Annotated in this window: 23 protein-coding genes and 6 pseudogenes; 14 read left to right on the top strand and 15 right to left on the bottom strand. The window is 38.1% G+C overall.

Annotated features, from left to right (window positions below; all coding sequences use genetic code 11):
• Positions 1 to 5: 5 nt before the first annotated feature.
• Entirely contained in the window at positions 6 to 764 is a 759-nt protein-coding gene (dsbG, locus tag FTT71_RS12190) for a thiol:disulfide interchange protein DsbG (protein WP_180161000.1), read from the top strand.
• A gap of 109 nt (positions 765 to 873) precedes the next feature.
• Here the strand turns inward: dsbG and FTT71_RS12185 are convergent, their stop codons facing one another.
• Both FTT71_RS12185 and FTT71_RS12180 read right to left on the bottom strand, forming a co-directional pair.
• Positions 874 to 1,503: a class I SAM-dependent methyltransferase gene (locus FTT71_RS12185; RefSeq protein WP_154320754.1), complete on the bottom strand. Its 630-nt coding sequence runs from the start codon at positions 1,501 to 1,503 to the stop codon at positions 874 to 876.
• A gap of 30 nt (positions 1,504 to 1,533) precedes the next feature.
• On the bottom strand, positions 1,534 to 1,881 hold the full coding sequence (locus FTT71_RS12180) for a carboxymuconolactone decarboxylase family protein (RefSeq protein WP_004973824.1): 348 nt from the start codon (positions 1,879 to 1,881) through the stop codon (positions 1,534 to 1,536).
• A gap of 294 nt (positions 1,882 to 2,175) precedes the next feature.
• Between FTT71_RS12180 and FTT71_RS12175 the strand changes: the two genes are divergently transcribed.
• On the top strand, positions 2,176 to 4,383 hold the full coding sequence (locus FTT71_RS12175; protein ID WP_004973821.1) for an OsmC domain/YcaO domain-containing protein: 2,208 nt from the start codon (positions 2,176 to 2,178) through the stop codon (positions 4,381 to 4,383).
• 180 nt (positions 4,384 to 4,563) lie between these two features.
• On the opposite strand, the gene FTT71_RS12170 is transcribed toward FTT71_RS12175, so the two are convergent.
• The 4 genes from FTT71_RS12170 to FTT71_RS12155 all read right to left on the bottom strand — a co-directional run bounded on the left by FTT71_RS12170 (position 4,564) and on the right by FTT71_RS12155 (position 7,249).
• The gene (locus FTT71_RS12170; protein WP_004973819.1) at positions 4,564 to 4,878 is read right to left on the bottom strand and encodes a DNA-binding transcriptional regulator; all 315 of its coding nucleotides are present in this window, start codon (positions 4,876 to 4,878) and stop codon (positions 4,564 to 4,566) included.
• Positions 4,875 to 5,183: a transcriptional regulator gene (locus tag FTT71_RS12165; RefSeq protein ID WP_096902348.1), complete on the bottom strand. Its 309-nt coding sequence runs from the start codon at positions 5,181 to 5,183 to the stop codon at positions 4,875 to 4,877. The genes FTT71_RS12170 and FTT71_RS12165 overlap by 4 nt, the downstream gene beginning before the upstream one ends.
• A gap of 112 nt (positions 5,184 to 5,295) precedes the next feature.
• Positions 5,296 to 6,591 carry a Y-family DNA polymerase gene (locus tag FTT71_RS12160; protein WP_179988967.1) on the bottom strand — a complete coding sequence of 432 codons (1,296 nt, stop codon included), beginning with the start codon at positions 6,589 to 6,591 and terminating at the stop codon, positions 5,296 to 5,298.
• Positions 6,592 to 6,634: 43 nt separating this feature from the next.
• The gene (locus FTT71_RS12155) at positions 6,635 to 7,249 is read right to left on the bottom strand and encodes a LexA family transcriptional regulator (protein ID WP_096902350.1); all 615 of its coding nucleotides are present in this window, start codon (positions 7,247 to 7,249) and stop codon (positions 6,635 to 6,637) included.
• 198 nt (positions 7,250 to 7,447) lie between these two features.
• Here FTT71_RS12155 and FTT71_RS12150 point away from each other — a divergent pair, with 198 nt between their 5' ends.
• The 5 genes and pseudogenes from FTT71_RS12150 (at position 7,448) to FTT71_RS12130 (ending at position 13,112) form a co-directional block, all read left to right on the top strand.
• Complete coding sequence (locus FTT71_RS12150; protein WP_096902351.1) at positions 7,448 to 8,029, top strand: hypothetical protein; 582 nt, start codon at positions 7,448 to 7,450, stop codon at positions 8,027 to 8,029.
• A gap of 92 nt (positions 8,030 to 8,121) precedes the next feature.
• Positions 8,122 to 9,309 (top strand): phosphotransferase enzyme family protein, encoded by a 1,188-nt coding sequence (locus tag FTT71_RS12145; protein ID WP_004973800.1) that lies wholly within the window; start codon positions 8,122 to 8,124, stop codon positions 9,307 to 9,309.
• Between the two features lie 165 nt (positions 9,310 to 9,474).
• Positions 9,475 to 10,808 (top strand): annotated as a pseudogene (locus FTT71_RS12140) (ISNCY family transposase).
• A gap of 436 nt (positions 10,809 to 11,244) precedes the next feature.
• Positions 11,245 to 11,817: a LexA family transcriptional regulator gene (locus FTT71_RS12135; protein ID WP_000193118.1), complete on the top strand. Its 573-nt coding sequence runs from the start codon at positions 11,245 to 11,247 to the stop codon at positions 11,815 to 11,817.
• Positions 11,814 to 13,112, top strand: a complete 1,299-nt coding sequence (locus FTT71_RS12130) for a Y-family DNA polymerase (protein ID WP_000100479.1) — start codon at positions 11,814 to 11,816, stop codon at positions 13,110 to 13,112. The genes FTT71_RS12135 and FTT71_RS12130 overlap by 4 nt, the downstream gene beginning before the upstream one ends.
• A gap of 253 nt (positions 13,113 to 13,365) precedes the next feature.
• Here the strand turns inward: FTT71_RS12130 and xseB are convergent, their stop codons facing one another.
• The gene (xseB, locus tag FTT71_RS12125) at positions 13,366 to 13,560 is read right to left on the bottom strand and encodes an exodeoxyribonuclease VII small subunit (RefSeq protein WP_001058302.1); all 195 of its coding nucleotides are present in this window, start codon (positions 13,558 to 13,560) and stop codon (positions 13,366 to 13,368) included.
• Positions 13,550 to 14,818 carry an exodeoxyribonuclease VII large subunit gene (gene xseA / locus FTT71_RS12120; RefSeq protein WP_000004127.1) on the bottom strand — a complete coding sequence of 423 codons (1,269 nt, stop codon included), beginning with the start codon at positions 14,816 to 14,818 and terminating at the stop codon, positions 13,550 to 13,552. The genes xseB and xseA overlap by 11 nt, the downstream gene beginning before the upstream one ends.
• A gap of 216 nt (positions 14,819 to 15,034) precedes the next feature.
• On the opposite strand from xseA, the gene FTT71_RS12115 reads away from it, so the two are divergent.
• The gene (locus tag FTT71_RS12115) at positions 15,035 to 16,339 is read left to right on the top strand and encodes a type II toxin-antitoxin system HipA family toxin (RefSeq protein WP_000816116.1); all 1,305 of its coding nucleotides are present in this window, start codon (positions 15,035 to 15,037) and stop codon (positions 16,337 to 16,339) included.
• A complete protein-coding gene (locus FTT71_RS12110) occupies positions 16,332 to 16,610 on the top strand; it encodes a helix-turn-helix domain-containing protein (RefSeq protein ID WP_000361155.1) in 279 nt (92 codons plus the stop codon). The genes FTT71_RS12115 and FTT71_RS12110 overlap by 8 nt, the downstream gene beginning before the upstream one ends.
• Positions 16,611 to 16,726: 116 nt before the next feature.
• Here FTT71_RS12110 and FTT71_RS12105 read toward each other — a convergent pair whose 3' ends face one another.
• A complete protein-coding gene (locus FTT71_RS12105; RefSeq protein ID WP_096902802.1) occupies positions 16,727 to 16,924 on the bottom strand; it encodes a hypothetical protein in 198 nt (65 codons plus the stop codon).
• Between the two features lie 207 nt (positions 16,925 to 17,131).
• On the opposite strand from FTT71_RS12105, the pseudogene FTT71_RS12100 reads away from it, so the two are divergent.
• A pseudogene (locus tag FTT71_RS12100) lies at positions 17,132 to 18,288 on the top strand (IS4 family transposase).
• A 43-nt stretch (positions 18,289 to 18,331) separates the two neighbouring features.
• Here FTT71_RS12100 and FTT71_RS12095 read toward each other — a convergent pair.
• Together FTT71_RS12095 and FTT71_RS12090 are read right to left on the bottom strand one after the other, a co-directional pair.
• Positions 18,332 to 18,634 carry a helix-turn-helix domain-containing protein gene (locus FTT71_RS12095; protein WP_096902794.1) on the bottom strand — a complete coding sequence of 101 codons (303 nt, stop codon included), beginning with the start codon at positions 18,632 to 18,634 and terminating at the stop codon, positions 18,332 to 18,334.
• Positions 18,627 to 18,984 (bottom strand): annotated as a pseudogene (locus FTT71_RS12090) (type II toxin-antitoxin system RelE/ParE family toxin). The gene FTT71_RS12095 and the pseudogene FTT71_RS12090 overlap by 8 nt, the downstream one beginning before the upstream one ends.
• Before the next feature lie 782 nt (positions 18,985 to 19,766).
• Here FTT71_RS12090 and FTT71_RS12085 point away from each other — a divergent pair.
• Positions 19,767 to 20,096 (top strand): four-helix bundle copper-binding protein, encoded by a 330-nt coding sequence (locus FTT71_RS12085; protein ID WP_016658833.1) that lies wholly within the window; start codon positions 19,767 to 19,769, stop codon positions 20,094 to 20,096.
• A 127-nt stretch (positions 20,097 to 20,223) separates the two neighbouring features.
• Here FTT71_RS12085 and FTT71_RS12080 read toward each other — a convergent pair.
• Positions 20,224 to 20,516 (bottom strand): annotated as a pseudogene (locus tag FTT71_RS12080) (type II toxin-antitoxin system RelE/ParE family toxin).
• Positions 20,506 to 20,751: a type II toxin-antitoxin system RelB/DinJ family antitoxin gene (locus tag FTT71_RS12075; protein WP_000246755.1), complete on the bottom strand. Its 246-nt coding sequence runs from the start codon at positions 20,749 to 20,751 to the stop codon at positions 20,506 to 20,508. The pseudogene FTT71_RS12080 and the gene FTT71_RS12075 overlap by 11 nt, the downstream one beginning before the upstream one ends.
• Positions 20,752 to 21,094: 343 nt before the next feature.
• Between FTT71_RS12075 and FTT71_RS12070 the strand changes: the two genes are divergently transcribed.
• The gene (locus FTT71_RS12070) at positions 21,095 to 22,663 is read left to right on the top strand and encodes an ATP-binding cassette domain-containing protein (protein ID WP_159124549.1); all 1,569 of its coding nucleotides are present in this window, start codon (positions 21,095 to 21,097) and stop codon (positions 22,661 to 22,663) included.
• A gap of 253 nt (positions 22,664 to 22,916) precedes the next feature.
• Here FTT71_RS12070 and FTT71_RS12065 read toward each other — a convergent pair.
• Positions 22,917 to 23,180, bottom strand: a pseudogene (locus tag FTT71_RS12065) (helix-turn-helix domain-containing protein); the annotation flags it as partial.
• Between the two features lie 185 nt (positions 23,181 to 23,365).
• On the opposite strand from FTT71_RS12065, the gene FTT71_RS12060 reads away from it, so the two are divergent.
• Positions 23,366 to 23,632, top strand: coding sequence for a DUF1778 domain-containing protein (locus FTT71_RS12060; RefSeq protein WP_004733309.1), 267 nt, complete (start codon positions 23,366 to 23,368; stop codon positions 23,630 to 23,632).
• The gene (locus FTT71_RS12055) at positions 23,622 to 24,110 is read left to right on the top strand and encodes a GNAT family N-acetyltransferase (protein ID WP_004733307.1); all 489 of its coding nucleotides are present in this window, start codon (positions 23,622 to 23,624) and stop codon (positions 24,108 to 24,110) included. Before FTT71_RS12060 ends, FTT71_RS12055 begins: the two co-directional genes overlap by 11 nt.
• A gap of 75 nt (positions 24,111 to 24,185) precedes the next feature.
• Here the strand turns inward: FTT71_RS12055 and FTT71_RS12050 are convergent.
• Positions 24,186 to 24,515 (bottom strand): annotated as a pseudogene (locus FTT71_RS12050) (recombinase family protein); the annotation flags it as partial.
• Positions 24,516 to 24,777: the final 262 nt, after the last annotated feature.

The following is a 24,777-nucleotide window of genomic DNA, read 5'->3' as shown; positions in this document are numbered from 1 at the left end:
TCAATATGACATCTAACATCAGAAATAACATGCTGAAACTGGCGATAGGTATGAGTCTTGCCAGTAGTGTGAGTATGCTGCAAGCACAGGACAGCTTAAAACAGCACATTGAAAAAGAAGGTTTTAAGTTTGTGCAGCAAATTCAGGCACCTGCACAAATGACAGGTTGGGCAGGGCATATTGAACAAAGTCCTGCGACAGTGTTTATTTCCAATGATCAGAAATACTATATTGTAGGCACTTTGTTTGATGCACAAGGCAATAATTTAACAGTTGATGCCTTAGACCGTTATGTGAAAAAGTCGGTACTTGAAGATGTGTGGCAAAGTCTGGAACACGCCACTTGGATTCAGGATGGGCAAACCAGTGCTGAAAAAATTGTCTATGTGTTTTCAGACCCGAATTGTCCGTATTGTCATACCTTTTGGAAGCAGGCACGTCCGTGGGTGGAATCTGGAAAAGTTCAGTTAAGACACATTATTGTGGCGGTGATCCGAGCTGAAAGCAAAGGGCAGGCGGCGACTTTATTAATGGCGAAAAACCCACAGCAGACCTTTAATGAGTTCCATCGTCAATACGGACAAAAAAAGCTGATCGAGCAAAAAACTGTGCCTGTACATGTAGAAAAAACCTTAGAACAGAATCAGGCACTGATGGATAAATACGAGTTCTTTGCCACACCTGTTGTGCTTTGGAAAAATAAACAGGGCGAATTACAGTCGGTACAAGGAATGCCAAAATCTATGAAAGATGTGTTTGAGTGATTTTAAAAATTTCCGAGCAAATATCTAACTGAATATTCAAATCTAAAGCGCAAAAAAGCTTGCTCTAATTGCATTGGAGCAAGCTTTTTGATGTAAAAGATTCAGTCTTTTATTTCTGAATACGAATCGCAAATTGAATGACGTGGGATTTGCCCTGATGCAGTTTGCCTTCTGAGCGTTCTACATCGCCCACAAAGAAATGAATCAGATGATCGTGTTTAAAATGGCTTAAAAACTCGATAGGATCGTACAGCATTTCTACTGCACGTGGGCCGCCCGTTTTATATTCTAGCTGACGAGTAGAATACAGCTCACCAACAAATAAACCGCCGTTGACCAAAGTTTCGCGCACGCCATTCAATACTTTTTGCTGTGTTTCAGGGTTAAAGTGACCAAATACGCAAATCACGTTGTCATATTGATTGGCTTGCCAATCCACCTGACTTAAATCTTGCTTTCGTGTATTTAGGCTTAAACCACGTTGCTGTGCATAGCCTTGAGCCTTATCTAAAGCAACTTGCGAGTAGTCCCATAAATCTGCTTCAAATGCTTGCTCATTGGCTTGTGCCACAGCTGCCAAATATAACAAGTTACGACCTTCACCTTCGGCCAAGCCCAAAGTTTTGCCGTGAATAGACAGTTTTTGCGTAATGTCCTGAATGAACGCATTGGCTTGTTCACCATAAATATGGTCATGTTGGCTGTAGCGTTCATCCCATTCATTATGGATATTTAACATAGTTTCGACTCGGTAAATAATTTGATGCTGTTATTCGGCTGTAGATGGAGAAAACTCTTTAAATGCTGCCACGGCGTTTGCGGCATACATGAGTGATGGGCCACCGCCCATATAAACAGCAATACCTAAAATTTCATTCAATTCTTCAAAAGTCATGCCCATTTTGACCAAAGTTCTGACGTGAAAACCGATACAACCATCACAGCGTTGTGCCACACCAATTGCAAGCGCAATAAACTCTTTGGTTTTGGCATCAATTACGCCGTCTTTCATCGCAACTTGTGATAGGGCATTAAAGCTTTTAAGTAAATCGGGAGATTGTTCTTTAATGGATTTGATATTAGACGAAATTTCAGCAGTGAGTTCGGTATATTTCATGTTGTTTCACCATCAAGCAGATTAGAACCTAAAGACAATATACCATACATTTAAATATATTATGTTTGTATATATTAATTAGCAACTTTGCTTAAATTCAGTAAATCTGTATTTATAGCATTATCAATTCACCCAAATCACTTTATAATGTTGCCGCATATTCTGGAGTCGCTGTTAAATAGTTGCGATGACTTCAAACCTCATTTTTTAAGTCTTATTCTCCCTCTTGATTCGGCTTATAAATCAATATTTTATAATTTTGTGTCTGAGTAGGCACATACAATAGGTGTCTGCATGGAAATTAAAGTCAATTATTTAGACAACTTGCGTCTTGAAGCTAAATTTGACGATTTTACCGTCATTGCCGATCAGCCCATCCGTTATAAAGGCGATGGTTCTGCGCCAGGCCCATTTGATTATTTCCTTGCGTCATCTGCATTGTGTGCTGCGTATTTCGTGAAGGTTTATTGCCAATCACGTGATATTCCAACCGATAATATCCGCTTATCTCAAAACAATATTGTCGATCCTGAAAACCGTTATAAACAGATTTTTAAAATTCAGGTGGAATTGCCTGCAGATATTTCTGAAAAAGACCGTCAGGGGATTTTACGTTCTATTGACCGTTGTACCGTAAAGAAAGTCGTGCAAACAGGCCCTGAGTTTGTGATTGAGCAAGTCGAAAGCATTGATGCCGATGCACAAGCTTTGCTGATGCCGAACTTGACTTCATCTCAAGCGACTTTTATTGCTGGTAAAGATTTACCGCTTGAAGAAACTATTGCCAATATGTCGGGTATTTTGGCAGGTTTGGGCATGAAAATTGAGATTGCCTCATGGCGTAATATCGTGCCAAATGTCTGGTCATTACATATTCGTGATGCGCAATCGCCAATGTGTTTTACCAATGGTAAAGGCGCAACCAAAGAAAGTGCATTAGCATCTGCTTTGGGTGAATTCATTGAACGTTTGAACTGTAACTTCTTCTATAACGATCAGTTCTGGGGTGAAGAGATTGCCAATGCCGAATTTGTGCATTATCCAAATGAAAAATGGTTTAAGCCTGGCCCAAATGGTGAATTGCCTAAAGAAATTTTAGATGAATATTGCTTAGAAATTTATGATCCTGAAGATGAGTTGCTGGGCACACATTTATATGACACCAACTCAGGCAATACTGAACGTGGTATTTGTTCATTGCCATTTGTGCGTCAATCCGATGGTGAAACGGTATATTTCCCATCAAATTTAATTGAAAACTTATATTTAAGTAACGGGATGAGTGCAGGTAACACGCTTGCAGAAGCTCAAGTGCAGTGTTTATCTGAAATTTTTGAACGTGCAGTGAAGCGTGAAATTATTCAGGAAGAAATGAGCCTGCCTGATGTACCGCAAGAAGTTTTGGCAAAATATCCAAGTATTGTGGCAGGTATTCAGGCTTTAGAAGAACAAGGTTTCCCAGTATTGGTGAAAGATGCGTCTTTAGGCGGTCAATTCCCTGTCATGTGTGTGACCTTAATGAACCCGCGTACAGGCGGTGTTTTTGCTTCGTTTGGTGCACATCCAAACTTTAAAGTCGCTTTAGAGCGCAGCTTAACTGAACTATTGCAAGGGCGTAGTTTTGAAGGTTTAAATGATTTACCACAGCCGACCTTTAGCACGAATGCGGTAACTGAGCCGAATAACTATGTTGAACACTTTATTGATTCTAGTGGTGTAGTGTCTTGGCGTTTCTTTAGCGCGCAGGCAGACCATGAATTTGTAGAGTGGGATTTCACCAACAATGGTCAATATAGCAATGTCGAAGAAGCTGAGGCTTTATTTGCGATTTTAGAAGAAATGGGCAAAGAATCCTATATGGCGATTTATGAACATTTAGGTGCAACTGCTTGCCGAATTTTAGTCCCTGATTATTCAGAAGTGTATTTGGTAGAAGACCTGATTTGGGATAATACCAATAAAGCTTTGCTGTACCGTGAAGACATTTTAAATCTGCACCGTTTGGATGATGAGCAACTTGAAGCTTTAGTTGAGCGTTTGGAAGAATGTGAGCTAGATGACTATACCGAAATCAAAACCTTAATTGGCATTGAATTTGATGACAATACCGTTTGGGGGCAGCTCACCATCCTCGAATTAAAATTGTTGATTTATTTGGCATTGGAACAGTTTGAAGAAGCTAAAGATTTAGTCGAAGCATTCTTACAATACAACACCAATACCGTAGAACGTGGCTTGTTCTATCAGTGTATGAATGTCGTGCTTGAAGTTATTTTAGATGATGAAATGGATATTGCCGATTATGCTGTCAATTTCCGCCGTATGTTTGGCAATGAACGTATGGATGCAGTCATGGGTTCTGTTGAAGGCACAGTACGTTTCTATGGTCTAACCGAAACCAATATGCAGCTTGAAGGTTTAGATCGTCATTTACGTTTAATCGACAGCTACAAAAAACTGCATAAAGCACGTGCCAAGTTTGTTGGGCTGAATAAAGACTAATCTTGCAGAAGTAGAACGCTGTTCTGATTTGAATCACCGTCCAAGAAAAAGACTCGGCTTTAAAAGTCCGAGTCAGGTATTATGGCAACAACATGGTGTTGCATTTCAAATGCTATCTAAGATTTGCTGTTGCTATAGGAAAGGCAAAATAATAACCCTCGTTGTTGAGGGCTATTTCATTTAAGCGAGATGGTCACGAACAAATTGAGGATCTAAAATAAACAATTTAATCAGTGATTGAGCTGCTCCTGAAGGTCTTCTAACACCTTGCTCCCAAGATTCCAATGTACGTTTAGAGATACCTAAAATTTTAGCAAATTGATCTTGAGTGAGTTCAGACTTTCTTCGTGCTAAAGCAACATCTGTTTCATTGATCACAGTTTTTCTTGCTGCGTTATTAGCAAGCATTTGTTTAACGCCTTCTAATAATTCAACATTTAAGTCTCGTTTTGCTTCTCGAGCTTCCAATTCTTTGTCACTTAATAAACGACTCATTTCAGTAACTCCGCTAATTGTCTAAGTGTCTTTTTCTCAAGTTGGGTAATTGTGTCTTTACTATATAAGGTCAATAACCAAATTTCGCCATTTGCTAAACGGTTGTAATAAATTACACGAACACCACCTTGTTTACCTTTACTCTTTCCACCCCATCGAATTTTACGAACGCCGCCAGTACCAGGTTCTACATCTCCTGCTGTAGGGTTCTCGGCAATGAAAATTTTAAAGTCATTGTATTGTTCTTCAGTCCAATAGTAGGGATATTCATTGGTAAAAAAAGTAGTCTCACAGATGGTATACATCAAACACCTTTATACTACTTTGTAGTGTTTAATTGTATACTACTTTGTAGTACTTTTAAGCATTAAATTAGGTCTCATATTGTGAGCTTTTTTTAACCCAATCAAATCACTGCTAATCGCCAAGTGCCAATAAACCTTCCCAGCTAAAATAATTCGGGCTTAAATGGCTGCGCTGCATCGCCCAAGTTCGATCTTGCAATTTACATGCTCCAATGGCGAGTTTTTGCACACCAAATTTATTTTTCACGGTATCCAACACTTGCTGTAATTGTTCCTGTTTTTCAATGGCGTCAGTATCTGTAAGCAGGTCGTGAATATAGCTTTGTTTGGGTTCAAGTCCCGTTAAAATCACACCACATTTTTTAAAGGCAATTCCTTCCTGAAATAGCGTTGTCACATGCTTCATCATGGCTTTGTTCATGAGCAAAGCAGAATCTGTTGGCTCATTGAAAGCAATAGTGACCGATTGATTGTAAAAAACTTGGCGCGGATCAAAACGGTTAGATTGCGCAAAAATGATCATACAACCACATAAACTTTTTTCAGCTCTGAGCCTTTGCACAGCAGATTGTAAATAATCGCTCAAAGCTTCTGAAAGCGCATGAATATCTGTTACACGCTGCCCAAAAGAACGTGAGCTGATGATTTGCTGCTTACTTACGGTATTGTGCTCCAGTTCAATACATGCTGTACCTGTGAGTTCAAGAATGGTTTTTTTCATCAAAATAGAAAATTGGCGCTCCATTTGGTCTGGATTGCTTGTTGCTAGATCAAATACAGAACGGATACCCAATGATTGTAATTTTTTAGCGTTTTTGCGTCCCACACCCCAGACTTCAGCGGCATCAATGTGTTGAAACAAGGCTTCTTTGCTGCATAAATCCATATCCAGTAAATTACATACGCTGTTGAAATAGCGGTTTCGCTTAGCAAGATGATTGGCTAGTTTGGCTTCAGTTTTACTTTGACCAATACCAACACAAACAGGAAGAGCCAGCCATTTCCACAAGGTTGTTTTAATTTCCTGTGCAAGTGCGTTTAAATCGCGCTGAGAATATGAACTCAACTCAATAAAAGTTTCATCAATCGAATAAATTTCAACATCTTTGGCACTGACAAATTCTTGAATAATATTATTAAAACGTCTGGACATTTCTGCATAGAGCGCATAATTACTTGAAAAGACCGCAACATCATGTTGTTGAATTAATTCTTGAACTTGGTAAAAGGGCACAGCCATTTTAATGCCAAGTCGTTTGGCTTCTTCGGAACGTGACACCACGCAGCCATCGTTATTGGAAAGCACCACCACAGGACGATGATTCAGGTGTGGTTGAAACAACCGCTCACAGCTCACATAACAATTATTAATGTCAATGAGCGCAAAAACTTGCTCTAAAGCTTTCATGACTATTTTACTTATTCGGCTTTTTTATGCATTATTGTGGTGTTTAAACCATCAGGTTTTTCAAATTCCACGTGACCACAGCAAACACTTCAAAAGTTTGCCCATCTTTCAGGTAAATGCTGTCGTAGTCGGGGCTTTCTGCCTTGAGCCAAGCTTCGGGCAAAGTGGCAGGGTCGTAGTCTTCACCAAAATGTTCAGCCAATTCACTTTTGGACATTTTGGCTGTAATCATCAAGCGTTTAATAGTCAGGTCTTTTTGGTCGATTAATGCAACCACAATGCTGCGGTGTTTGGCTTCTTTACTGCGATCTACCAGTACAATATCGCCGTATTCAAGCCCTGCATTCACCATAGAGGTAGTGCGTACCACATTTAAAAAGGTCGCATTTTCATTAGAAATAAGATATTCATTCAGATCAATATTTTTATCAATATAGTCTTGAGCAGGCGAAGGAAAACCTGCAGGAATGGATTCTATTGTTACGGGAAGATGCAGCGTTTTTCTTTTAGCAAGCGCTTGAAAATCATGCTGATTCAGCAATTCAATTTGTTCAAGCAGGGCATTCAGGCTAGGGCTGGGTTTACCATCGCTGCCCATGATTTTTTGTAATGACGCCCAAGCAGCGTCAGAGAAGTAAATAGGTAACTTCTTAGACATGAGATTACTCCTACGCAACGAGGCGTGTTTGAAGTGAAATTTGATGTGTTGATAGCATAGCTGAAAACATGATTAAGATTCAATCTACGTGGATAATTGATTGCTAGATATAGATCACACTCTACGATTGCATAGCTATACAAACACAAGCCTTTCCGTTAGGATTTTTCTATCGCAGCAGCATATTTAGAGATTGGCATGCATATTGTTGAAGACATTTATTTAACGAAAGAAGAAGTTGAATCTTTACTGTTGGGATTAATCAATTCACAACTTGAACCTGAGTTTTTAATGCAGGATTTCATTAAACATCAGGTCTGGTCTTTGGCTGAATATTTTAAGCAAAATACTGAACATGAAATTGACTTTGCGCAAATCAGTTGCCCGATTAAAGTCAAAGCAGAATATCAAAATCATCGTTTGAAACGTCATTTCCTGGTTGAATTTCATCTGACCACCACACCTTTTTTTAATTATGAGCCAGAAGAAAATAGCGTGGCTTACTCCTACATGATGAAAGATTTTTATCTGACCGATATTATTTTTTATGATGCCTATACGGGTGAAAATTTGCAGGCTTGGATGCAAAGAAGATTCGTGATTTTGCAGGGTGAACGTGAAATAGAAGTGAATTCATTGTCATGGTATGCAGATTACAATTTGCCGCAAGTTACACAAAATATGGTGTCTTTTGTGAGTGAAGCTGCTTATGACACAGGTTTAGATCAGATTGTAGATGAAGTGAATTTGCGTTTACGACAAGCCAAGACCGTTAATTAAATAGCTATCATCTATCTAAAAAATGATTATTTGAAATGGATGGCAGGGAATATACGATTACACAATGCTGATCAGGTTAAGGAATATCGAAAATGACCACAATCACACATGATTTAGGTCATGGCATGGGGAATGACTGGGAATATAAAGATTGGGCACATCTGACTGTCTCAGAATTACACAACCTGCAACCGTATTACCCATGCTTGCAAGGGGGTATTCAAATTCTGTGGTGCAGTCCGCGCCCATTTTCATCAGCCGCAGTGATTGAAGTCACGCAGGATGCAGTCAGTACAGATAAAATAGGAAGTCGCTCGTATTTCATTAAACGCAGTCATCGTTCATTTCGTAATGCGCAAGATATTTTGCAAGAGCATGCTTTTTTGCGACATTTAGCCAGTAAAAACATTCCTGTTGCGACATTAATTGCCTCGAATTGCGGACTGACCGCTTTAGAAATGGGCGACTGGACTTATGAAGTCTACGAAAAAGCAGCAGGTTTTGACTTATATGTCGATCAGCAATCTTGGACGCCGTTTTTCTATACAGAACATGCTGCAAAAGTGGGAAGTTTGCTTGCCAAATTGCATGTCGCCATGCAGGATTTTCCTGAGTTACATGGCAGATCGGCGCGTTATTTGGTATCGAATCAGCAGCTTTTAGAAAGTGAAAATATTGTAACGGCTATTCAGCAACGTATTCAAAATAGCCCTGAATTGAGCCGTTATTTTGCCGATAAAAACTTAGACGCCGTTTTTTTAGAGCGTGTATCTCAGACGCATCATAAAATTAAGCATATATTGCAGCAGACCACTAAAATTTGGACGCATAATGATTTGCATGCTTCCAATCTGTTTTGGTCTGCGCAAAGTGCCGATGCCAATATTACAGCGGTAATTGATTTTGGTTTATCAGATCGAAATTCAGCGCTTTATGACCTTGCGGTCACGATTGAGCGTAACTTTATAGATTGGCTGGCTTTAGAACATACATCACAAATCAATATTGACGAAGCGGGTTTAAGCGCGTTTTTACAAGCGTATTTTGCAGAAATACATCCACAACAAGACTTTAGTATTTTGCCAGAGTTGCTAAAAATTGTGCATTTGGATTTCGCATTTTCAGAGCTTGAATATTTTGTCGGAATTACCCAAAACCTGAAACATGCCGATGCTGCTTATTATGATTGGATTGTTGGACATGTAAATTGGTTTTTTGCAGAGCAAGGACAGCAATTTACCCAGACTTTTACTCGATTAATTCAACGCGAATTGTCATAATCTGCACAGCTAAATGCAGGGTGCTGTCTTCAGATATCTTATTTAACATAATCAATATTATACGAAATACAGATGTTAGAACCCATTTAAAGTGTCTGTATTCTCACCAATAAAAATGTCTAGTTTATGATGATTTAACCATCATGGACTGGATATGAAATATAGATGCTGATCACTATGTCTGACAAAGAAATTCAACGTCTTGCGGTTCTGCAAGACGTTCGAGATCATCGTATTACCCAAGTCCGTGCTGCTGAAATCCTGAATCTTTCCCCCGTCAAATTACCCGGTTATTGCAGAAGCTCAATCAAGATGGTGTTTCAGGTCTGGCTCATGCCAGTCGTGGTCAACCTGGCCATCGTCGCCATGATGACTTGTTAAAAGCAAAGTGCCTTTCCATTATTTCTGAACATCTGCTGGGCTTTGGGCCCACCTTGGCGCATGAGAAGCTCAGCAGCATGTTTGAGCTGAATATTCCTGTGGAAACAGTTCGTCGCTGGATGACTGCCAATGAGCTCTGGATTCCGCGATCCAAGCGTCTGAAACGTCCATATCAGCCTAGATATAACCGTGATTGCTTCGGTGAACTGATCCAGATTGATGGCTCCTATCATGACTGGTTTGAAGGACGATCCGCCAAATGCTGTTTGCTGGTTTATATCGATGACGCCACTGGAAAGCTGTTGCATCTGCGCTTTTGTGAGGCTGAAACGACCTTCGACTATATGCTTTCCACGAGAGCCTACATTAAGCAATATGGCAAGCCTTTGGCCTTTTATAGCGATAAACACTCAGTATTCCGAGTGAATCAGAAATCGAGCCAAGACAGCAAGATCACGCAATTTGGGCGGATTCTGAATGAGTTAAACATCGATATTATTTTTGCCAACTCACCACAGGCCAAAGGACGTGTGGAACGTGCTAACAGGACACTTCAGGATCGTCTGATCAAAGAGATGCGTCTGGAAGGCATCAGTTCGATTGCTGAAGCCAATGCTTGGCTACCCTGCTTCATTGAGCAGTTCAATCAGAAGTTCGCCAAGTGTGCGCGTAACTCAAAGAATTTACATCGACCATTAACCGAATCTGATCTTGAACTGGATGATATTTTTACCTGGCAGGAACCACGTAAGGTCACCAAGAATCTAACCCTGACGTATGACAAATGTATTTATATGCTTGAACCGACTGAATTGAACCAGAAATTAGTTGGACAATACATTTCATTTCTGGAGTACCCGGATGGCACTGTTGCGATCATGTATGAAGGACGGAAGATCAACTACAGTATCTTCAATAAACTGACTGGACTGCAGCAGAATGAAGTGGTTGAGAATAAACGGTTAGGCGCAGTTCTGGCCCATATCCAACAACAGCATGAAGAGTTGGAAAAACAGAATAAACGTTCCCGTGCCAAGAAAAGTATGCCGAGTCGTAAAGCTCAGAAAGCTAGCAATGAACAAAGAAATTTAAATCCTGTTCTTGACTCTTGCAGTTAAAAACAGGACATTTTAAATGGTTTATCGCATAGACATTTTAATTGGTGAATAACAACAGCTTTTTAAATTGTGTTATAATTCAGTATGCTAACACCTAGTTTACAGCCCACTCACCCTCGAGTGGGCTTTTTTTATGATTTTTCACGTTCCACGCCTATTCTTTAATCAATGTTCCACGGTTTTATTTAATGTTGCTGAACAATCAATGGATACCAGTAAAGCCCTTTAGGTCTTCTGTTGCTTCAAATATAAAGTCTCTACGATCAAGGATTAGACAATCTTTATTGTGTCGTCTGACTGATCTTGTGGCTTTGCTAATATCATGGCAATCCCAAGATTTGGGATAATACTTTATTAAAGAACGGACAATCTTGTTTTTATATTCTGAGTTTTCTATAATCTTAATTATGTTACATAATCAAGATTGATAATAAAAATGACGCAAAATAAGCATGGTGGTGCACGCAAAGGTTCTGGCCGTCCTTTTGTCTATAACGAACCGACCAAGGTCATTCGGGTGCCAGAGTCTCGTGTATTGGAAATCAAGAAATACCTGAAAAAAAATGACACTCCAAAGTTTAACGATATTTCCTCTATTACATTGCTTGAGACAAAAACACATTATGAGATTCCTGTTGCTTTGCAAAAAGTTGCTGCAGGCTTCCCTTCCCCTGCTCAGGACTATATCGATAAGACCCTTGATCTAAACGAGTTTCTTATTCAAAACCAACAGGCAACCTTTATCGTTGAAGTGGAATCCTTATCCATGCGTGATGCAGGGATTGATCTGAATGACAAGCTAATCGTTGACCGTAGTATTGAAGCCAAGCATGGGGATATTGTTCTGGCATTGATAGACAATGATTTTACGATTAAACGTTTAATGATTGAGGGTAATCAATGCTGGTTGCAGGCGGCTAATCCTGATTTTGCTGATATCTATTTGAAAGATAATCAAACCATGCTGATTTGGGGTGTGGTTACCAGTGTGATCAAGAAGTTCAGATGAGCAGTTACGAGCGGATTTATGCCCTGATTGATATTAACAACTGTTATGTCAGTTGTGAGCGGGTATTTAATCCCAGTCTAAACAACAAACCTGTCATTGTTCTCAGCAATAACGATGGCTGTGCTGTGGCAAGAAGTAATGAAGCCAAAGCGCTGGGCATCAAAATGGGCGTTCCTCTCTTTCAAATACAAGATATTGTTCAGCAACATCAGGTCGTGGTGTTATCCAGTAACTATGCTTTATATGCTGAAATGTCCAAGCGTTTTCATTCAATTTTGGCTAGTTTTGTTGCGCCACCTGAACAGGAAATCTATTCAATTGATGAGTGTTTTTTAGACCTGACCAGTTATGCACAAAATTTTGACTTAACTCAGTATGCGCATCACATGAAACAACGATTGTTGGATTGGATTGGCTTGCCCGTCTCGATTGGTATCGGGCGTAGTAAAACTGAAGCCAAAATGGCCAACCATCTTGCCAAAAAAAGACAGGGTTTCAAGGGTGTGTGTAACTTACTCAATATGGATTTCCTAGATCAGGAAATGCTTTATTCAGACATTGAGGTCGGTGAAGTTTGGGGCGTTGGTCGTAAGTTAGTTAAAAAACTAAATGCCATGGGAATCTATTCGGTACTGGATTTAGTGATGCAAGATTCTCATCGCATGGCGAGCCTTTTTTCTGTGGTAATGCAAAGAACAGTATTGGAGCTGCAAGGTGTTTCTTGTATGCAGTTAGATGATGCCCCTCCCCCCAAACAGCAAATCATAGCAAGTCGTTCATTTGGTGAAAAAGTTACCGAGCAAGATGATCTCAAAGAGGCTATGGGCAAGTATGTACAGGATGCGGTCATACGTTTACGAGCAGACGCTTCCTTATGTGGATGTGTCATTGCTTTTGTGCAATCGAATCCTTTTGATTCAAAGGTTCCCTATTACAGTAAATCGTTGGCTTTTGAGTTTCCTGAACCGACGGATTGTGTTTTGGATCTGATTAAAACAGCTATGCAACTGCTGGAACACATTTATAAATCTGACGTGAAATATAAAAAGTGTGGTGTAATTCTGACGGATTTAATTGCTAAGCAGCGCTTTACTCCTGACCTGCTGACGGACCACAGCCAGCGTGAAAGTAATGAAAGCCTCATGCAGACTTTAGAAGCGGTACAGGCGAGATATGGGAAAACTAAATTAGCTGTTGGCAGCTGCTACTTGCCACAACGAAAGTGGTCCATGAATCGTACCCATTTGACCCAAAACTATTTCAGCTGGCAGGGATTATTAAAGATCAGCCATTAAATTAATTAGCCTCACCTATTTGGTTTAAGTCAGCTTAATGAAGAACTCGACACATAAGCCGACACAGGCTTGATCCTCAGTCAACCATTTAACAACGTAAGTATGTTGTTTGGGATCCATGTAACACCTCTCGAGGAAAAGGTGGTTAGTAATAAAACTCTGCTCAAGCAAATTTATTGGGTTAACTGTCAGTTTTCACCATCTCATGTCCTTTATTTCTAGAACATTCTAGACTTTTCTCGACCTAGAATTTTTATTCTTTAAAGGTGTCATTCAACGCCTGTTGCACAGCATCAATACGTAATTTGCAGGCTTTATAGGCAGTCATGGACTCTTCAACGATCGCCATAAGGTTATCAATATCCGGTTCTTCCTGAGATTCAAGAAATTCGGCATTTTTCTTGAGAATTTCATAACCTTTCTTGAAACTTAGTTCTTCATTGTTCATGTGCGTTTACCTGTGTCACGGTGGCATCAATGGTGCCATCCTTAAGTTCAATCTGTAATTGCTGGTCAGTAATCTGCTGTATGGAACGGATGGCTTTGCCTTGGCTACGGACAATTGCATAGCCCTTGGCCATCACATTACGTGGATTCTGTAGCAAGGTTTCCCTCATCAATGACTCTACCTGCTGTGAAGCTAGTTTAATCTGTTGTTGAGCAAGATACTTAGTATCACTCTTCAGCATATCAACTCTACGTTGGGCTTCATTGATCTGGTTCTGTGTCAGAGTTTTGATAGTTTTCAGATACTGATCACTCTGGCTCTGGTAGGTGATCAACTGGTGCTGTGACAGTAGCTTGATGGTCTGCAAAGCAGTACTAACTTCATTGACTCGCTCCACAATCAGGTTACGGATCCCTGCGATCACTTTACTCGGAGTATCAAAGGAACGGTGTGCAATTTCATCCAAAATAGTGTGGTCTTTCTCGTGGCCAATACCGACCCAGATAGGCACAGTTCTTTTACACAGCAGTGCGGCCAGATCATAATCATTCAGGTAAGCTAGGTCATTCACGGCTCCACCACCACGGATAATCACAATAAGGTCTGGTGCTATCAAGTAATCTTGAGCCCACTGTCTTAAGGCACGGCCCAAAACCTGAATGATGCTGGCAGAAGCAGTATTACCCTGAAAAGTTGCTGAATGATAAACGAAATGGCAGACACCAGCCTGAGCCAGGGCATCCGCATCTTTTTTAAAGTCACCTAACCCTGCAGCATTTTCCGGTGCAATGACCAAGACATTCTGAATATCAAAGGGTACCGGCAACTGTTTATTGTTATTGAGCAGGCCTTCCTCAGTCAGTCGCAGCAGAATCTGCTGATAGCGTTTGGCGATGTCTCCTAGAGTAAAGCTAGAGTCGATATCTTCGATATTGACCGAGAAGCCATATTGCGGATCAAATCTAGCTTTGACCTTGATCAGTACATTCAGGTCTTTCGACAGTTCAATACCACTTTCTCGTTCAAACTTTAGAACTATTTTTTGTGCCGTAAATTTCCAAATGGTGCCTTTACAACTAGCGATCACCTTATGGCTTTCTTCATCTTTCTCAGCCAACTCAAGATAATAGTGACCGCCTTTAATACTTAAATTACGGATCTCAGCCTTGACCCACACTGCCCCATCAAAAGTCAGATGGATGACTTCCTGTACAGTGGCAAGGTATTCACTAAGGCTGAGTTGTTGACGTTCTGACATGATGTAAAGGATAGCTAAAATATAAGGAGGTGAGATTTAACCTAATATTGATCAATTCTACTGCAAATCAGATGAGTTTATTGCAATTTTGAGAAATGTATAAGTTCTTCTTAGACACCTAGAGTGATCATTGAGATTTTTAGTTTAATTATACTTTTATATTAAAATAGATATATAATCAATAAAATCATTATATTTTACTATTTTAATAAAATTATGAAGCAATACTGTACACTGCAAATCTACCAAGACTATGAATGGCATGACTGTGCTTTGGTTGAGGTTACGGATGATCAAAATGCTGGATGGCAGGCAGCTACACGTACATCATATTTGTTCGAATATGCTATTTCATATATGGATCTAAGAGATGGTCATGCGCTTGCTTATGACTTACCAGTGAACGTTCAAAATAGATTGGAATCAACTTGGCCAGCATTTCTTATGGATCTATTACCTCAAGGATACGGCCGCAAAGAATTACTAATACAGCTTGATTTTTCTGAGAATGTTCAGGAACAAGCGGACTGGGCGCTTTTAAAAGCAGGCGCAGGAAATCCAATTGGGAATCTGCGAGTCAAAGAGGCTCATGAGTGGTTACAAAGTCATTTCCCAAAGCTGCAGAATCAGGGATTTAGCCTAAGCCAAATTATTGAACGTAAAGAGAAGTTTATTGAATCGCTCGCATCTTATGGACTTTTTATTGCTGGTTCATCTGGTATTCAGGGTGAGTGGCCAAAATTGTTGTTAACACAAGGTTATGATGATCTTTTCTATCTAGATCATACTCTTCCAGATGATCAAGTTAAGCAGCATTGGTTGGTTAAATTTAGCCGCGGCAGTGATCAAAATTTGAATAAAATCCTGATGAACGAAGCTTTGTATATGAAAGTCGCTCAGTACTTGCAACTACGTGTACACCGGGATCTTGAGCTACATGGCAAGACTTTGTTTATTCCAAGATTTGATCGCAAAGTAATTAATGGCAAAGTTGAAAGAATTGCTCAGGAAAGCCTTGCATCTCTAGGTGGGAAGGCGGGCTTTGGGGTTAGAATGACCCATAATCAAATATGTACCCTGCTTATGGAGGCTTGTACCGAACCAAAGCAGGAAGTATTTGAGTATTTGAAGCGTGATCTCGCAAATGTTGCCTTAGGCAATAAAGATAACCATACTCGCAATACAGCAATCCAACGCTTCAATAATGGTAAAATTCAGCTCACACCATTATTTGATTTTGCGCCAATGTGGTTACATCCTGATGGTATTGCACGTACTACTCGTTGGGAAAGAGATGATCATGGTGGTATGCCACTTTTGAGTTCTGTGATTGAGCAGATAGCTGAAAGCACTTCGATTGGTCCACAAGAAATTAAAACTTTATTAATTGAACAGTTACCAATTTATCGGGGATTGTTAGAAAAGATGCAGGCTCTTCAAGTAGCGGATGAAATTCTGGAAAATAGCCAATATCGAATAATCAATATTTGCCAGCAGTTGGAGGAGATCAGCCATGGATAAACGTTTTAAACCATTGACCCCTATTCAACAAATGGAAAAAAGACTATCTGTGCTTGAAACCATCAATAATCATCCAGACTGGTCTTTTTATCAAGTTGCTCGATTTATTCGAACAGAGCTACATTTAACACTGAATGATATGGCTAAAATTACTAAGATTGCGCCACAGACACTGCAAAAAATGGAGCAACCAGGGAGCAATCCTACTTTGAAATCCATGCAGAAATTACTCGATACTTTCGGTTTACAATTACAAATAAAAGTTAAATGATTTTTAATTCTGAGCCATCGGTTTTTCTAAAATCTTATCCGTTTAAGGATACAAAGAGGAAATAAACAGGCTCTAGGTTGTTTTATGATTATTTTTAGACAAACGACTCCAAAACCTTATGTAGCAAGGGTTTTGTCTCTACAGTAATTAATTTGTTTTTGAAAAAATGGAGTAGAGTGTTTGAAATATGAATAATCGAATTCGGTTTCTGTAAGCACAGTAATTTCATCTGCATGTGCTTTATATTCATCTATATTTTCGAGTAATTCATCCTCTGAGAATGGGAGTTTTTTTTGATTTTCAGTGTCGTTCATAGAGTCATATCCTGAGAAGTTATTTAGATCATCATAAACCAGACATTTTTAATGGTGAGAATACAGACACTTTAAATGGTTTCTAACACAAAAAAGGGAGCTTATAGCTCACTGCTGTCCCATAGTTTGATTTAAATAAAAAAACCTGAGTCTGAATCGTTAAAATATAAGTGCGAACCAACACTTTAACGACCAAGGACTCAGGTTTTGTCATATCAGAATACCGTATTTCATCAATTGATTAAACCCATACTCCGACAAGATTTTGAACGTCTTGTTCAAATACATCATGTCGGTCAGAAATTTAGAGCCGCTTCAAGATGGGATCAGTTCATTGCCATACTGATGTCTCAACTTTCCTGCAGACAAAGTCTGCGGGATATTCAATCTAATCTAGAGTGTCAACAAGAAAAGCTGAATGCTCTCGGAGCAAAGTCTATCACCCTCGCAGTACACTGGCTCGAATCAATCAGGAACAGCCTGCAGCCTTGTATGAACAGCTATTTTACACCTTGCTTAAATCTTATGAACACTCAAAAGTAGCTCATAAATTCCGCTTTAAGAATCCCTTATATTCCCTGGATGCCAGCCATATTGATCTGTCATTTTCCTTATGTGAATGGGCCAAAGTGCATGAATCCAAAGCCAGCATGAAACTTAGCGTTGGCTTAAATTACAGCAATACCATTCCTGAATTTGTGGCGCTTGGGGATGGCATTGAAAATGATATGGTACAAGGCAGAGCATTCAAATTTCCTGCTGGCAGTATTGTCGTATTTGACAAAGGATATATTGATTATCAATGGTTTGCCCAATTGACTCATCAAAAGGTCAGTTTTGTCACCCGATTGCGCCCAAAGACAGTTTATCAAGTGAAATCTAGCCGCAGCGTATTAGCATCTAAAGGTATTATTGCGGATGAATGGATTGAATTAAGTAGTGCTTATGCAAAGAAAAGAGGTGCTCCCAAATTATTAAGACGTATAGAATTTTATGATACCGATAAGAACAGGACGTTTGAGTTTCTGAGTAATAACTTTCATCTGGCAGCATTAACGATTGCTGCAATTTATAAAGACCGTTGGAAAGTGGAGCTGTTCTTTAAAGCACTTAAACAGAATTTAAAATTAAAGTCATTTCTAGGCCGAAGCCGTAATGCCATACAAACTCAAATTTGGATCGCGTTAATCGCCTATTTGCTGGTGAGTTTCGCTCAACATCTGGGGAAAGAAGGCTGGACAGTGCAGCGCTTACTCAGAATCATTCAAGTGAATTTGTTTGAAAGAAAAACGTTAAAAGCTTTATTCTCACCCGATAAAATCCCCATTAAACAAGAGGAAGCTTATTTAAGCTTCCTCTTGTGAAAAATTGTGGGACAGCAGTGGCTTATAGCTACCTTTTTTATCGTTACACATTAAATCCTATATGTTTTCCTGTTGGAAGCTCCACATCAATACGGAGCTTACCACCCATTGCCTCAACATACTTTTTCATGGTTGAAATCTTTAAATCATTACCACGATTTTCAATTGCTGAAAGTGATGGCTGTTTTATTCCCAAAGTTTCAGCAAGTTCTTTTTGGGAAATCTCTAACTCTTCTCGAATAAGATGGAGCTGAGTCTCTAACAGTAGCTCATCAGCCATTTTTTTAATACGTGCTTGGCTCTCTGGAGAGCGACTAACCAATAATTCCTGTAAGGTTTTAGCCATTAGATTGTTCTCCTAGGGTTGAGAGATGAAGTTCGTATTGCTGTTCTGCAATGTCCAGCATCTCTTTTATAGAAACGCTTTTTACCGCCTTTATCACCGATGCAAAGCACAATGGCCTGTCGTAATGGATCAAATGCAAAAAAGGCTCTAAGTGGTTTACCTCTATGCTGAACGCGTAGCTCTTTCATATTGGTAAATTTAGAGTCATACACGGTATCCACTAAAGGGCGACCTAAGCTAGGTCCCTGCTGCTGTAGAACGACCAAAGCTGCGAGGACTTTCTCTTGTGTTGATTCATCTTGCTGCTCAAGCCACTCATTAAACAGATCTGTTGTGATGACTGTCCACATATCACAACCAAAATATAGATTATAGTCTATATTTTATAGTGAACTTAGTCAGTTTTCAAATGGTAATAAAAAACCCCGACATCCTGTCGGGGTTTTTCGTGTTTGGTTGCAAGGTATAACTTCTGTCGTACCTAACCATCCTTGTGCTGATCTTTCTTATTCTTGTTGTTTGGAGCTTCCTGCTTTCCTTGACTACATCATAAGAAATAAAGCTTTGATCAGCTAGAAGCAGATTCCTTAAATTACTGTACGTCAAAGCGTACAAAAATGGCTTAAAAATAGCCCCAGAGTTATCCCCATAAATTGTGGATTTTTTTCAGGTTGAAAGCCTTATAGATTGTAGGTGATTTTCTGTTTTGAGTGTTTTTTGAGCAAAAATGTTGGCAAAAAATATCAAAACCGCTCATAAAAAAGCCGACTTGTTTCAAAATCGGCTTTTTGTGCATTTTTAGATTTTTCTGGTTTTATTAAGTATCTGATATTTATATTAATATACAAGTGTATTGCGTATAATCGCCATTATGTTAAATAGAGGGAAAATCTATTTTTAAAGTGATAAAATTATTGCAGTTATTTTAAGAATAGCTGCTTTTGATACTTGATCATCTATCCTAATTAAAAACTGTTTTTTAATAATTTGGAATATAAATAAGATTTAGTTAAAATTAACATTATTCATATAAATTAACATTATGTATTACATTTACTAATAATTTAAAATAATTAGTAGAAAAAAATTATGTTTTAATTATTTCTTTGATTATATAAGTTGAGAGTAAAAAATGATTAATACGGAATTTTCAAAGTGTATTTCTGCATGTACAAACTGTTCACTTATTTGTACTGAATGTGCAACTTCTTGTTTAAAAGAAAAAGATTTAGAGATGATGCGTGAATGTATTCAACGTTGTCTAGAATGTGCAGATATTTGTCAGTTATGTGTGCGTATGCAACAACATAACTCACCTTTCCTCAAAGAGATTTGTGAGCTTTGTGCTAAGATCTGTGAATATTGTGCGGAAGAGTGTGAAAAACATTCACATGATCATTGTAAAAAATGTGCTGAGGCTTGCCGTCAGTGTGCAGAAGAATGTCGAAAAATTGCCATGTAAAATACTTCAATAATGTTAATTATATGCTCTAGACTAACATAATCATTCTGCTAGTCTAGAGCCTTTCCTAAAATTAACATAATACACCTTATACGAAGCCAAAAATGGGAGCTTTAAGCTCCCATTTTTAGTCTTTAATTCGCTTTTTCGCTTCGTCATAAACTATGCTATCAGCTCGTTTTCCGACGGTAATGAGCAGGATAACTACCTGATCATCTTTAACTTGATAGACAAGTCGGACACCAGCTTTTAATAATTTGATTTTATAGCAACCTGCAAGATCGCCTCTAAGCATATTCTTTGGAATATGTGGCTGCTCTATGACTTTGGCTAGTTTCTTTTTAAATTGATCTCGTATAGCAACAGGGAGTTTTCCCATTCTGCTGTAAAGTCCTTGTGACGTAAAAGCTTATAAGTCATCTAATGTGACTTCCTCAAACATCTCTTTAGGATCATTAATGCGCTTACGGACAAGAGCTAATAATTCTTCATCTTCTTCCGAAAGCAAAGCTTTTTTGACAGGCAGTTTCCCAGTCGTAGCAACATACTCAAGAATACTAGTGAAGAAATCAGTAGGTGCAATACCTTGCTCTTTAAGGATTGAATAAGATTTTTCTTTAAGGGCTTCATCGATCCTGAAGTTAACAGTAGCCATCATATTTCCCAAGTATTTAATGTACTAGGAATATTGTAATGCAAATTGCATTACAAGTCGACTTCGCATAACAGCCATTATGTTAAATAACTTTTAGAAGCTTTAGTACAAGCTTGACAGATTGTCTTATCATTATAAAATAACCTTATTCAAATCATCCTCCCAAGAGTAACGCCAATGAAGTAAGTCATTTTCTCATCATTATTTTTAAACTTTTGATGTGCAAAATAGATTCTACTTGTGGCTATATATTCTTGGTCTCTACTTTATATCCTAAATAATATATTGTTTTTTATAAGTTAATCTTCACTATTTTGCATATCCTCTACATGAGGAATTTTTTATGCAACATGCATGTATTGCTTCAAACTTAAATTTAGAATTTTCTACACAGAAAATGTTTGATCAGCTAAACATTACGCTTTTATCAGGACAGGTTTCTGCATTAATTGGACGTAATGGTTTAGGTAAATCCCTATTGTTCAGAATATTAGATCAAAGCCAAGCTTTAGATATTCATTATAGTGGTCAAGTTTCATGGAATATCCAACATGATTATTTGGCACAATTAGAACGCCTTAATGCTGAAAATATTGCACAAGCATTAGAGGTAGATCATTTACATCATGCTTTTCGGCGTATAGAGAACAATACAGCTAGTTTTGATGATTATGAGTTAGTTGAAAATACCTGGGATTTACCACAAAAATGGCAAAATATACTTGAAAATGCTGACTTACCTACGGATTTGAACTTTCCAACAGAAAAACTGAGTGAAGGACAAAAAACAAAGCTGGCTTTATGTCGTTTGTTTTTAAAAAAGGATCACTATCTACTTTTAGATGAACCAAGCAACCATTTAGACTCAACATCTAGACAATGGTTAATTGAGAGTATTTTGGCACACCCTAGTGGTGTATGCCTGATTAGTCATGATCGCCAATTACTCAATCAAGTCCAACATATTTATGCTTTAACTGAATTAGGCTTACAACACTACAAAGGTAATTATGAGCATTACATTCAACAGCATCAGCTACACATGGATGCATTAACTCAGTCTATTAATAATGAGAAAAAAGAATTAAAGCAGTTAAAACAACGGCAACATGATAGCTTAATGAAAGCGAATAAACGTCAATCTAAAGGCAATGAACTTCGTGATTCTAATTCTCAAGCAAAGATTTTTCTAGATTTCAAAAAGGAAAATGCTGGACAAAGCTTAGGTAAGCTACGTGCCCAACAAACTCGACAAACTGATGATTTGAAAAATAGTCTGATTAATAGGCAGACCATTGTAGAAAAAATCAAAGCTCAGAAGTTTGAATTCCACTTACAGAGTACGAAGCAAGGAGAGATTTTAAGAATTCATGATTTAAAGCTACCCCATACAGCAACAAATAAAATTAATTTTGCATTGAAAGCTGGCGAAAAAATCCATCTTAAAGGTGCTAATGGAATTGGTAAATCAACCTTATTGAAATTGATTTCTACCCATCAACGTGATGATATTTTCTTTAGTGGAACATGTTTGTATTTAGATCAAAACTTTAGTTTATTAAATAATGATTTATCCGTAATCGAAAACCTTGCACTTTATAACTCCAATCTTACTGAAGTTGAGTGGAGAAATTTGTTAGGTCAGTTACGTATTCGTCGTGAAAAAGCTTTATTAAAACTATCAGAACTGAGTGGTGGTGAAAAATTGAAAGTCGCATTATTAGCAATGAGTCACTATCCTGATGGTATTGATTTATTATTGCTTGATGAACCAGAAAATCATTTAGATATTGAGTCTAGAGAGCTTCTATCGCAGGCTATTAGCCAATATCAGGGCGCTGTAATTTTAGTTTCACATGATCATTTTTTTGTTGAACAGTGTGAAATATCTGAAGAGTATTTAATTGAGTAAAATGACATTTTCAAATATATAGATTTATTAGTTCTACTAAAATTAACATAATACACCTTATACGCAATACTTTTTAAATTGTGTTATAATTCAATGTGTTGATTTCAGTTTTATAGCCCACTCACCCTCGAATGGGCTTTTTTTATGATTGTTCACGTTCCACGCCTATTCTTTGATCAATGTTCCACGGTTTTATTTAATGTTGCTGAACAATCAATGGATACCAGTAAAGCCCTTTAGGTCTTCTGTTGCTTCAAATATAAAGTCTATCGATGACATTTTCATTTTTCAAATAGCGATAGACAGCCTGTCTGCTAATACCAAAAGCTTTAGCTAAATCGACTTTCGATGGATATTTCCCTTCTTTCCAGGCGTGTCGTAAAGCTTCAGCCTGCTCTTGATTTAACTTATGGACTCGACCTTTATATTTACCTTGAGCCGCTGCAATCTTAATCCCTTCTTTTTGGCGCTCTAAAATAATCTCTCGTTCAAATTGGGCAAAAGCCCCCATAAGTTGCTGAGTATTCTTATGTAAACCTACCAGTTATTCTTATTCAAATCCTGCCACTCATTTTGGATAGTAGTAGGCCATTGATTTTCTATTCAAATAATTCAAAACAAAATATCCAAATTTGAATCTTGAAGCACAATCTTAATCTGCTATAATTTGTACATCAAATTGATGTACTTGTTGGGTGGGATATGACTAACTTAGCAACGGAACGAATTAATATTCGTTCAACAGTAGATGCAAAAAATGTAATTGAACAAGCTGCGAATTTATTGGGACTCAGTGTAAGTTCCTTTATGCTTCAATCCTCATTTGAAAGAGCAAAAGAATTACTTAAATCTAATTATGAGTTAAAAGTAAATAATGCTGATCGAGATATGTTAATGAACATACTTGAGAACCCACGCCCTGCAAATGATGAGATGAAAAAATTAATGAGTTTATTAGATGAAAATTGAGGTTTTACAAGCCCATCATCAGAAAAAATCATTTAATTGCGGGCAAGATGATTTAAATAAATTCATAAAACAGTATGCATCCCAACATCAGAAATCAGGAACAAGTAAAACGTATGTTGCTATTGATGATGATCTACAAGTGAGAGGGTTTTATTGTTTATCCAGCACATCCATAGGATTTGATGTAGTTGATACTGTGCTTACTAAACGATTACCTCGTTATCCGCTCCCTTGTGTAGTTGTAGGTCGCTTTGCCGTTGATCAAACCGTTCAGGGGCGAGGAATTGGGAAAGTGCTTTTAGCCCATGCTCTTAAACAAGTTTCAACAGTTGCTCAAATTATTGGTGTTAATTTTGTTGTAATACATGCTAAAGATAAAAAAGCGATGGAGTTTTATCAGCGTTTCGGCTTTATTTCATTAACATCAAATCCATTAACATTAATATACCCAGTGAGTGAAATACCTAGTTTCAATTGAAAGTGGTCTACTAGCAATAGGAGTGACTGGTAAACTGCTTACAGGAATTAGTGGCTGATTTATCCAATAATCTGCAAGTTGCAACATCAAATTATCCATCGGGGTGGCCTGAGCCGTAAATGTAATATTCTCTTTCACAAACTGAATAGCCACTCCCCTTTTTACAAGCTGATCAACCTCAGTCACTAAATCTTTAAGACTCCTAGCGAAGCGATCCATAGAGTGCACAACAATCATGTCACCTTCACGGACATAGCTGAGCATTTCCTGAAATTTAGGACGGGCTGTATTTTTTCCTGAAGCTTTATCGACAAATAATCGGTCTACTTCAATTCCCTCAAGTTGGCGTCCAATATTTTGGTCAATAGAGCTGACTCTGACATATCCAACTTTATGACCTTTCATATTGTTATCTACTAGATGACTATTTCTGCTTATTGTAACTAATGAATCTTAATCTTAAAAGTTACATGTAACGTATGTATGAATTTCATTTAAATGAGACATGTATTTTACAGCTTTCACAGTGTAACTTTAGGGTATACTTTAAAGTTACACAAAACATCTATATGAAGACTAAAGTCCAAATTAGTGTTTATGTTGGTTCAATGTATTACATTTCGTATTTTCTATTTGTAACGTAATTTCAGTAATATTATGATTATGT

It is taken from the genome of Acinetobacter sp. YH01004, from assembly GCF_013420455.1.
Classification (GTDB): domain Bacteria; phylum Pseudomonadota; class Gammaproteobacteria; order Pseudomonadales; family Moraxellaceae; genus Acinetobacter; species Acinetobacter towneri.
The sequence above is the reverse complement of the archived record's forward strand: the minus strand, read 5'-3'. Positions and strand labels throughout refer to the sequence as shown.

What these genes read in the sequence shown, in the direction of transcription:
- dsbG (WP_180161000.1), top strand. Translation starts at nt 6, where the DNA reads ATGACATCTAACATCAGAAATAACATGCTGAAACTGGCGATAGGTATG.
- FTT71_RS12185 (WP_154320754.1), bottom strand. Translation starts at nt 1,503, where the DNA reads ATGTTAAATATCCATAATGAATGGGATGAACGCTACAGCCAACATGAC.
- FTT71_RS12180 (WP_004973824.1), bottom strand. Translation starts at nt 1,881, where the DNA reads ATGAAATATACCGAACTCACTGCTGAAATTTCGTCTAATATCAAATCC.
- FTT71_RS12175 (WP_004973821.1), top strand. Translation starts at nt 2,176, where the DNA reads ATGGAAATTAAAGTCAATTATTTAGACAACTTGCGTCTTGAAGCTAAA.
- FTT71_RS12170 (WP_004973819.1), bottom strand. Translation starts at nt 4,878, where the DNA reads ATGAGTCGTTTATTAAGTGACAAAGAATTGGAAGCTCGAGAAGCAAAA.
- FTT71_RS12165 (WP_096902348.1), bottom strand. Translation starts at nt 5,183, where the DNA reads ATGTATACCATCTGTGAGACTACTTTTTTTACCAATGAATATCCCTAC.
- FTT71_RS12160 (WP_179988967.1), bottom strand. Translation starts at nt 6,591, where the DNA reads ATGAAAGCTTTAGAGCAAGTTTTTGCGCTCATTGACATTAATAATTGT.
- FTT71_RS12155 (WP_096902350.1), bottom strand. Translation starts at nt 7,249, where the DNA reads ATGTCTAAGAAGTTACCTATTTACTTCTCTGACGCTGCTTGGGCGTCA.
- FTT71_RS12150 (WP_096902351.1), top strand. Translation starts at nt 7,448, where the DNA reads ATGCATATTGTTGAAGACATTTATTTAACGAAAGAAGAAGTTGAATCT.
- FTT71_RS12145 (WP_004973800.1), top strand. Translation starts at nt 8,122, where the DNA reads ATGACCACAATCACACATGATTTAGGTCATGGCATGGGGAATGACTGG.
- FTT71_RS12135 (WP_000193118.1), top strand. Translation starts at nt 11,245, where the DNA reads ATGACGCAAAATAAGCATGGTGGTGCACGCAAAGGTTCTGGCCGTCCT.
- FTT71_RS12130 (WP_000100479.1), top strand. Translation starts at nt 11,814, where the DNA reads ATGAGCAGTTACGAGCGGATTTATGCCCTGATTGATATTAACAACTGT.
- xseB (WP_001058302.1), bottom strand. Translation starts at nt 13,560, where the DNA reads ATGAACAATGAAGAACTAAGTTTCAAGAAAGGTTATGAAATTCTCAAG.
- xseA (WP_000004127.1), bottom strand. Translation starts at nt 14,818, where the DNA reads ATGTCAGAACGTCAACAACTCAGCCTTAGTGAATACCTTGCCACTGTA.
- FTT71_RS12115 (WP_000816116.1), top strand. Translation starts at nt 15,035, where the DNA reads ATGAAGCAATACTGTACACTGCAAATCTACCAAGACTATGAATGGCAT.
- FTT71_RS12110 (WP_000361155.1), top strand. Translation starts at nt 16,332, where the DNA reads ATGGATAAACGTTTTAAACCATTGACCCCTATTCAACAAATGGAAAAA.
- FTT71_RS12105 (WP_096902802.1), bottom strand. Translation starts at nt 16,924, where the DNA reads ATGAACGACACTGAAAATCAAAAAAAACTCCCATTCTCAGAGGATGAA.
- FTT71_RS12095 (WP_096902794.1), bottom strand. Translation starts at nt 18,634, where the DNA reads ATGGCTAAAACCTTACAGGAATTATTGGTTAGTCGCTCTCCAGAGAGC.
- FTT71_RS12085 (WP_016658833.1), top strand. Translation starts at nt 19,767, where the DNA reads ATGATTAATACGGAATTTTCAAAGTGTATTTCTGCATGTACAAACTGT.
- FTT71_RS12075 (WP_000246755.1), bottom strand. Translation starts at nt 20,751, where the DNA reads ATGGCTACTGTTAACTTCAGGATCGATGAAGCCCTTAAAGAAAAATCT.
- FTT71_RS12070 (WP_159124549.1), top strand. Translation starts at nt 21,095, where the DNA reads ATGCAACATGCATGTATTGCTTCAAACTTAAATTTAGAATTTTCTACA.
- FTT71_RS12060 (WP_004733309.1), top strand. Translation starts at nt 23,366, where the DNA reads ATGACTAACTTAGCAACGGAACGAATTAATATTCGTTCAACAGTAGAT.
- FTT71_RS12055 (WP_004733307.1), top strand. Translation starts at nt 23,622, where the DNA reads ATGAAAATTGAGGTTTTACAAGCCCATCATCAGAAAAAATCATTTAAT.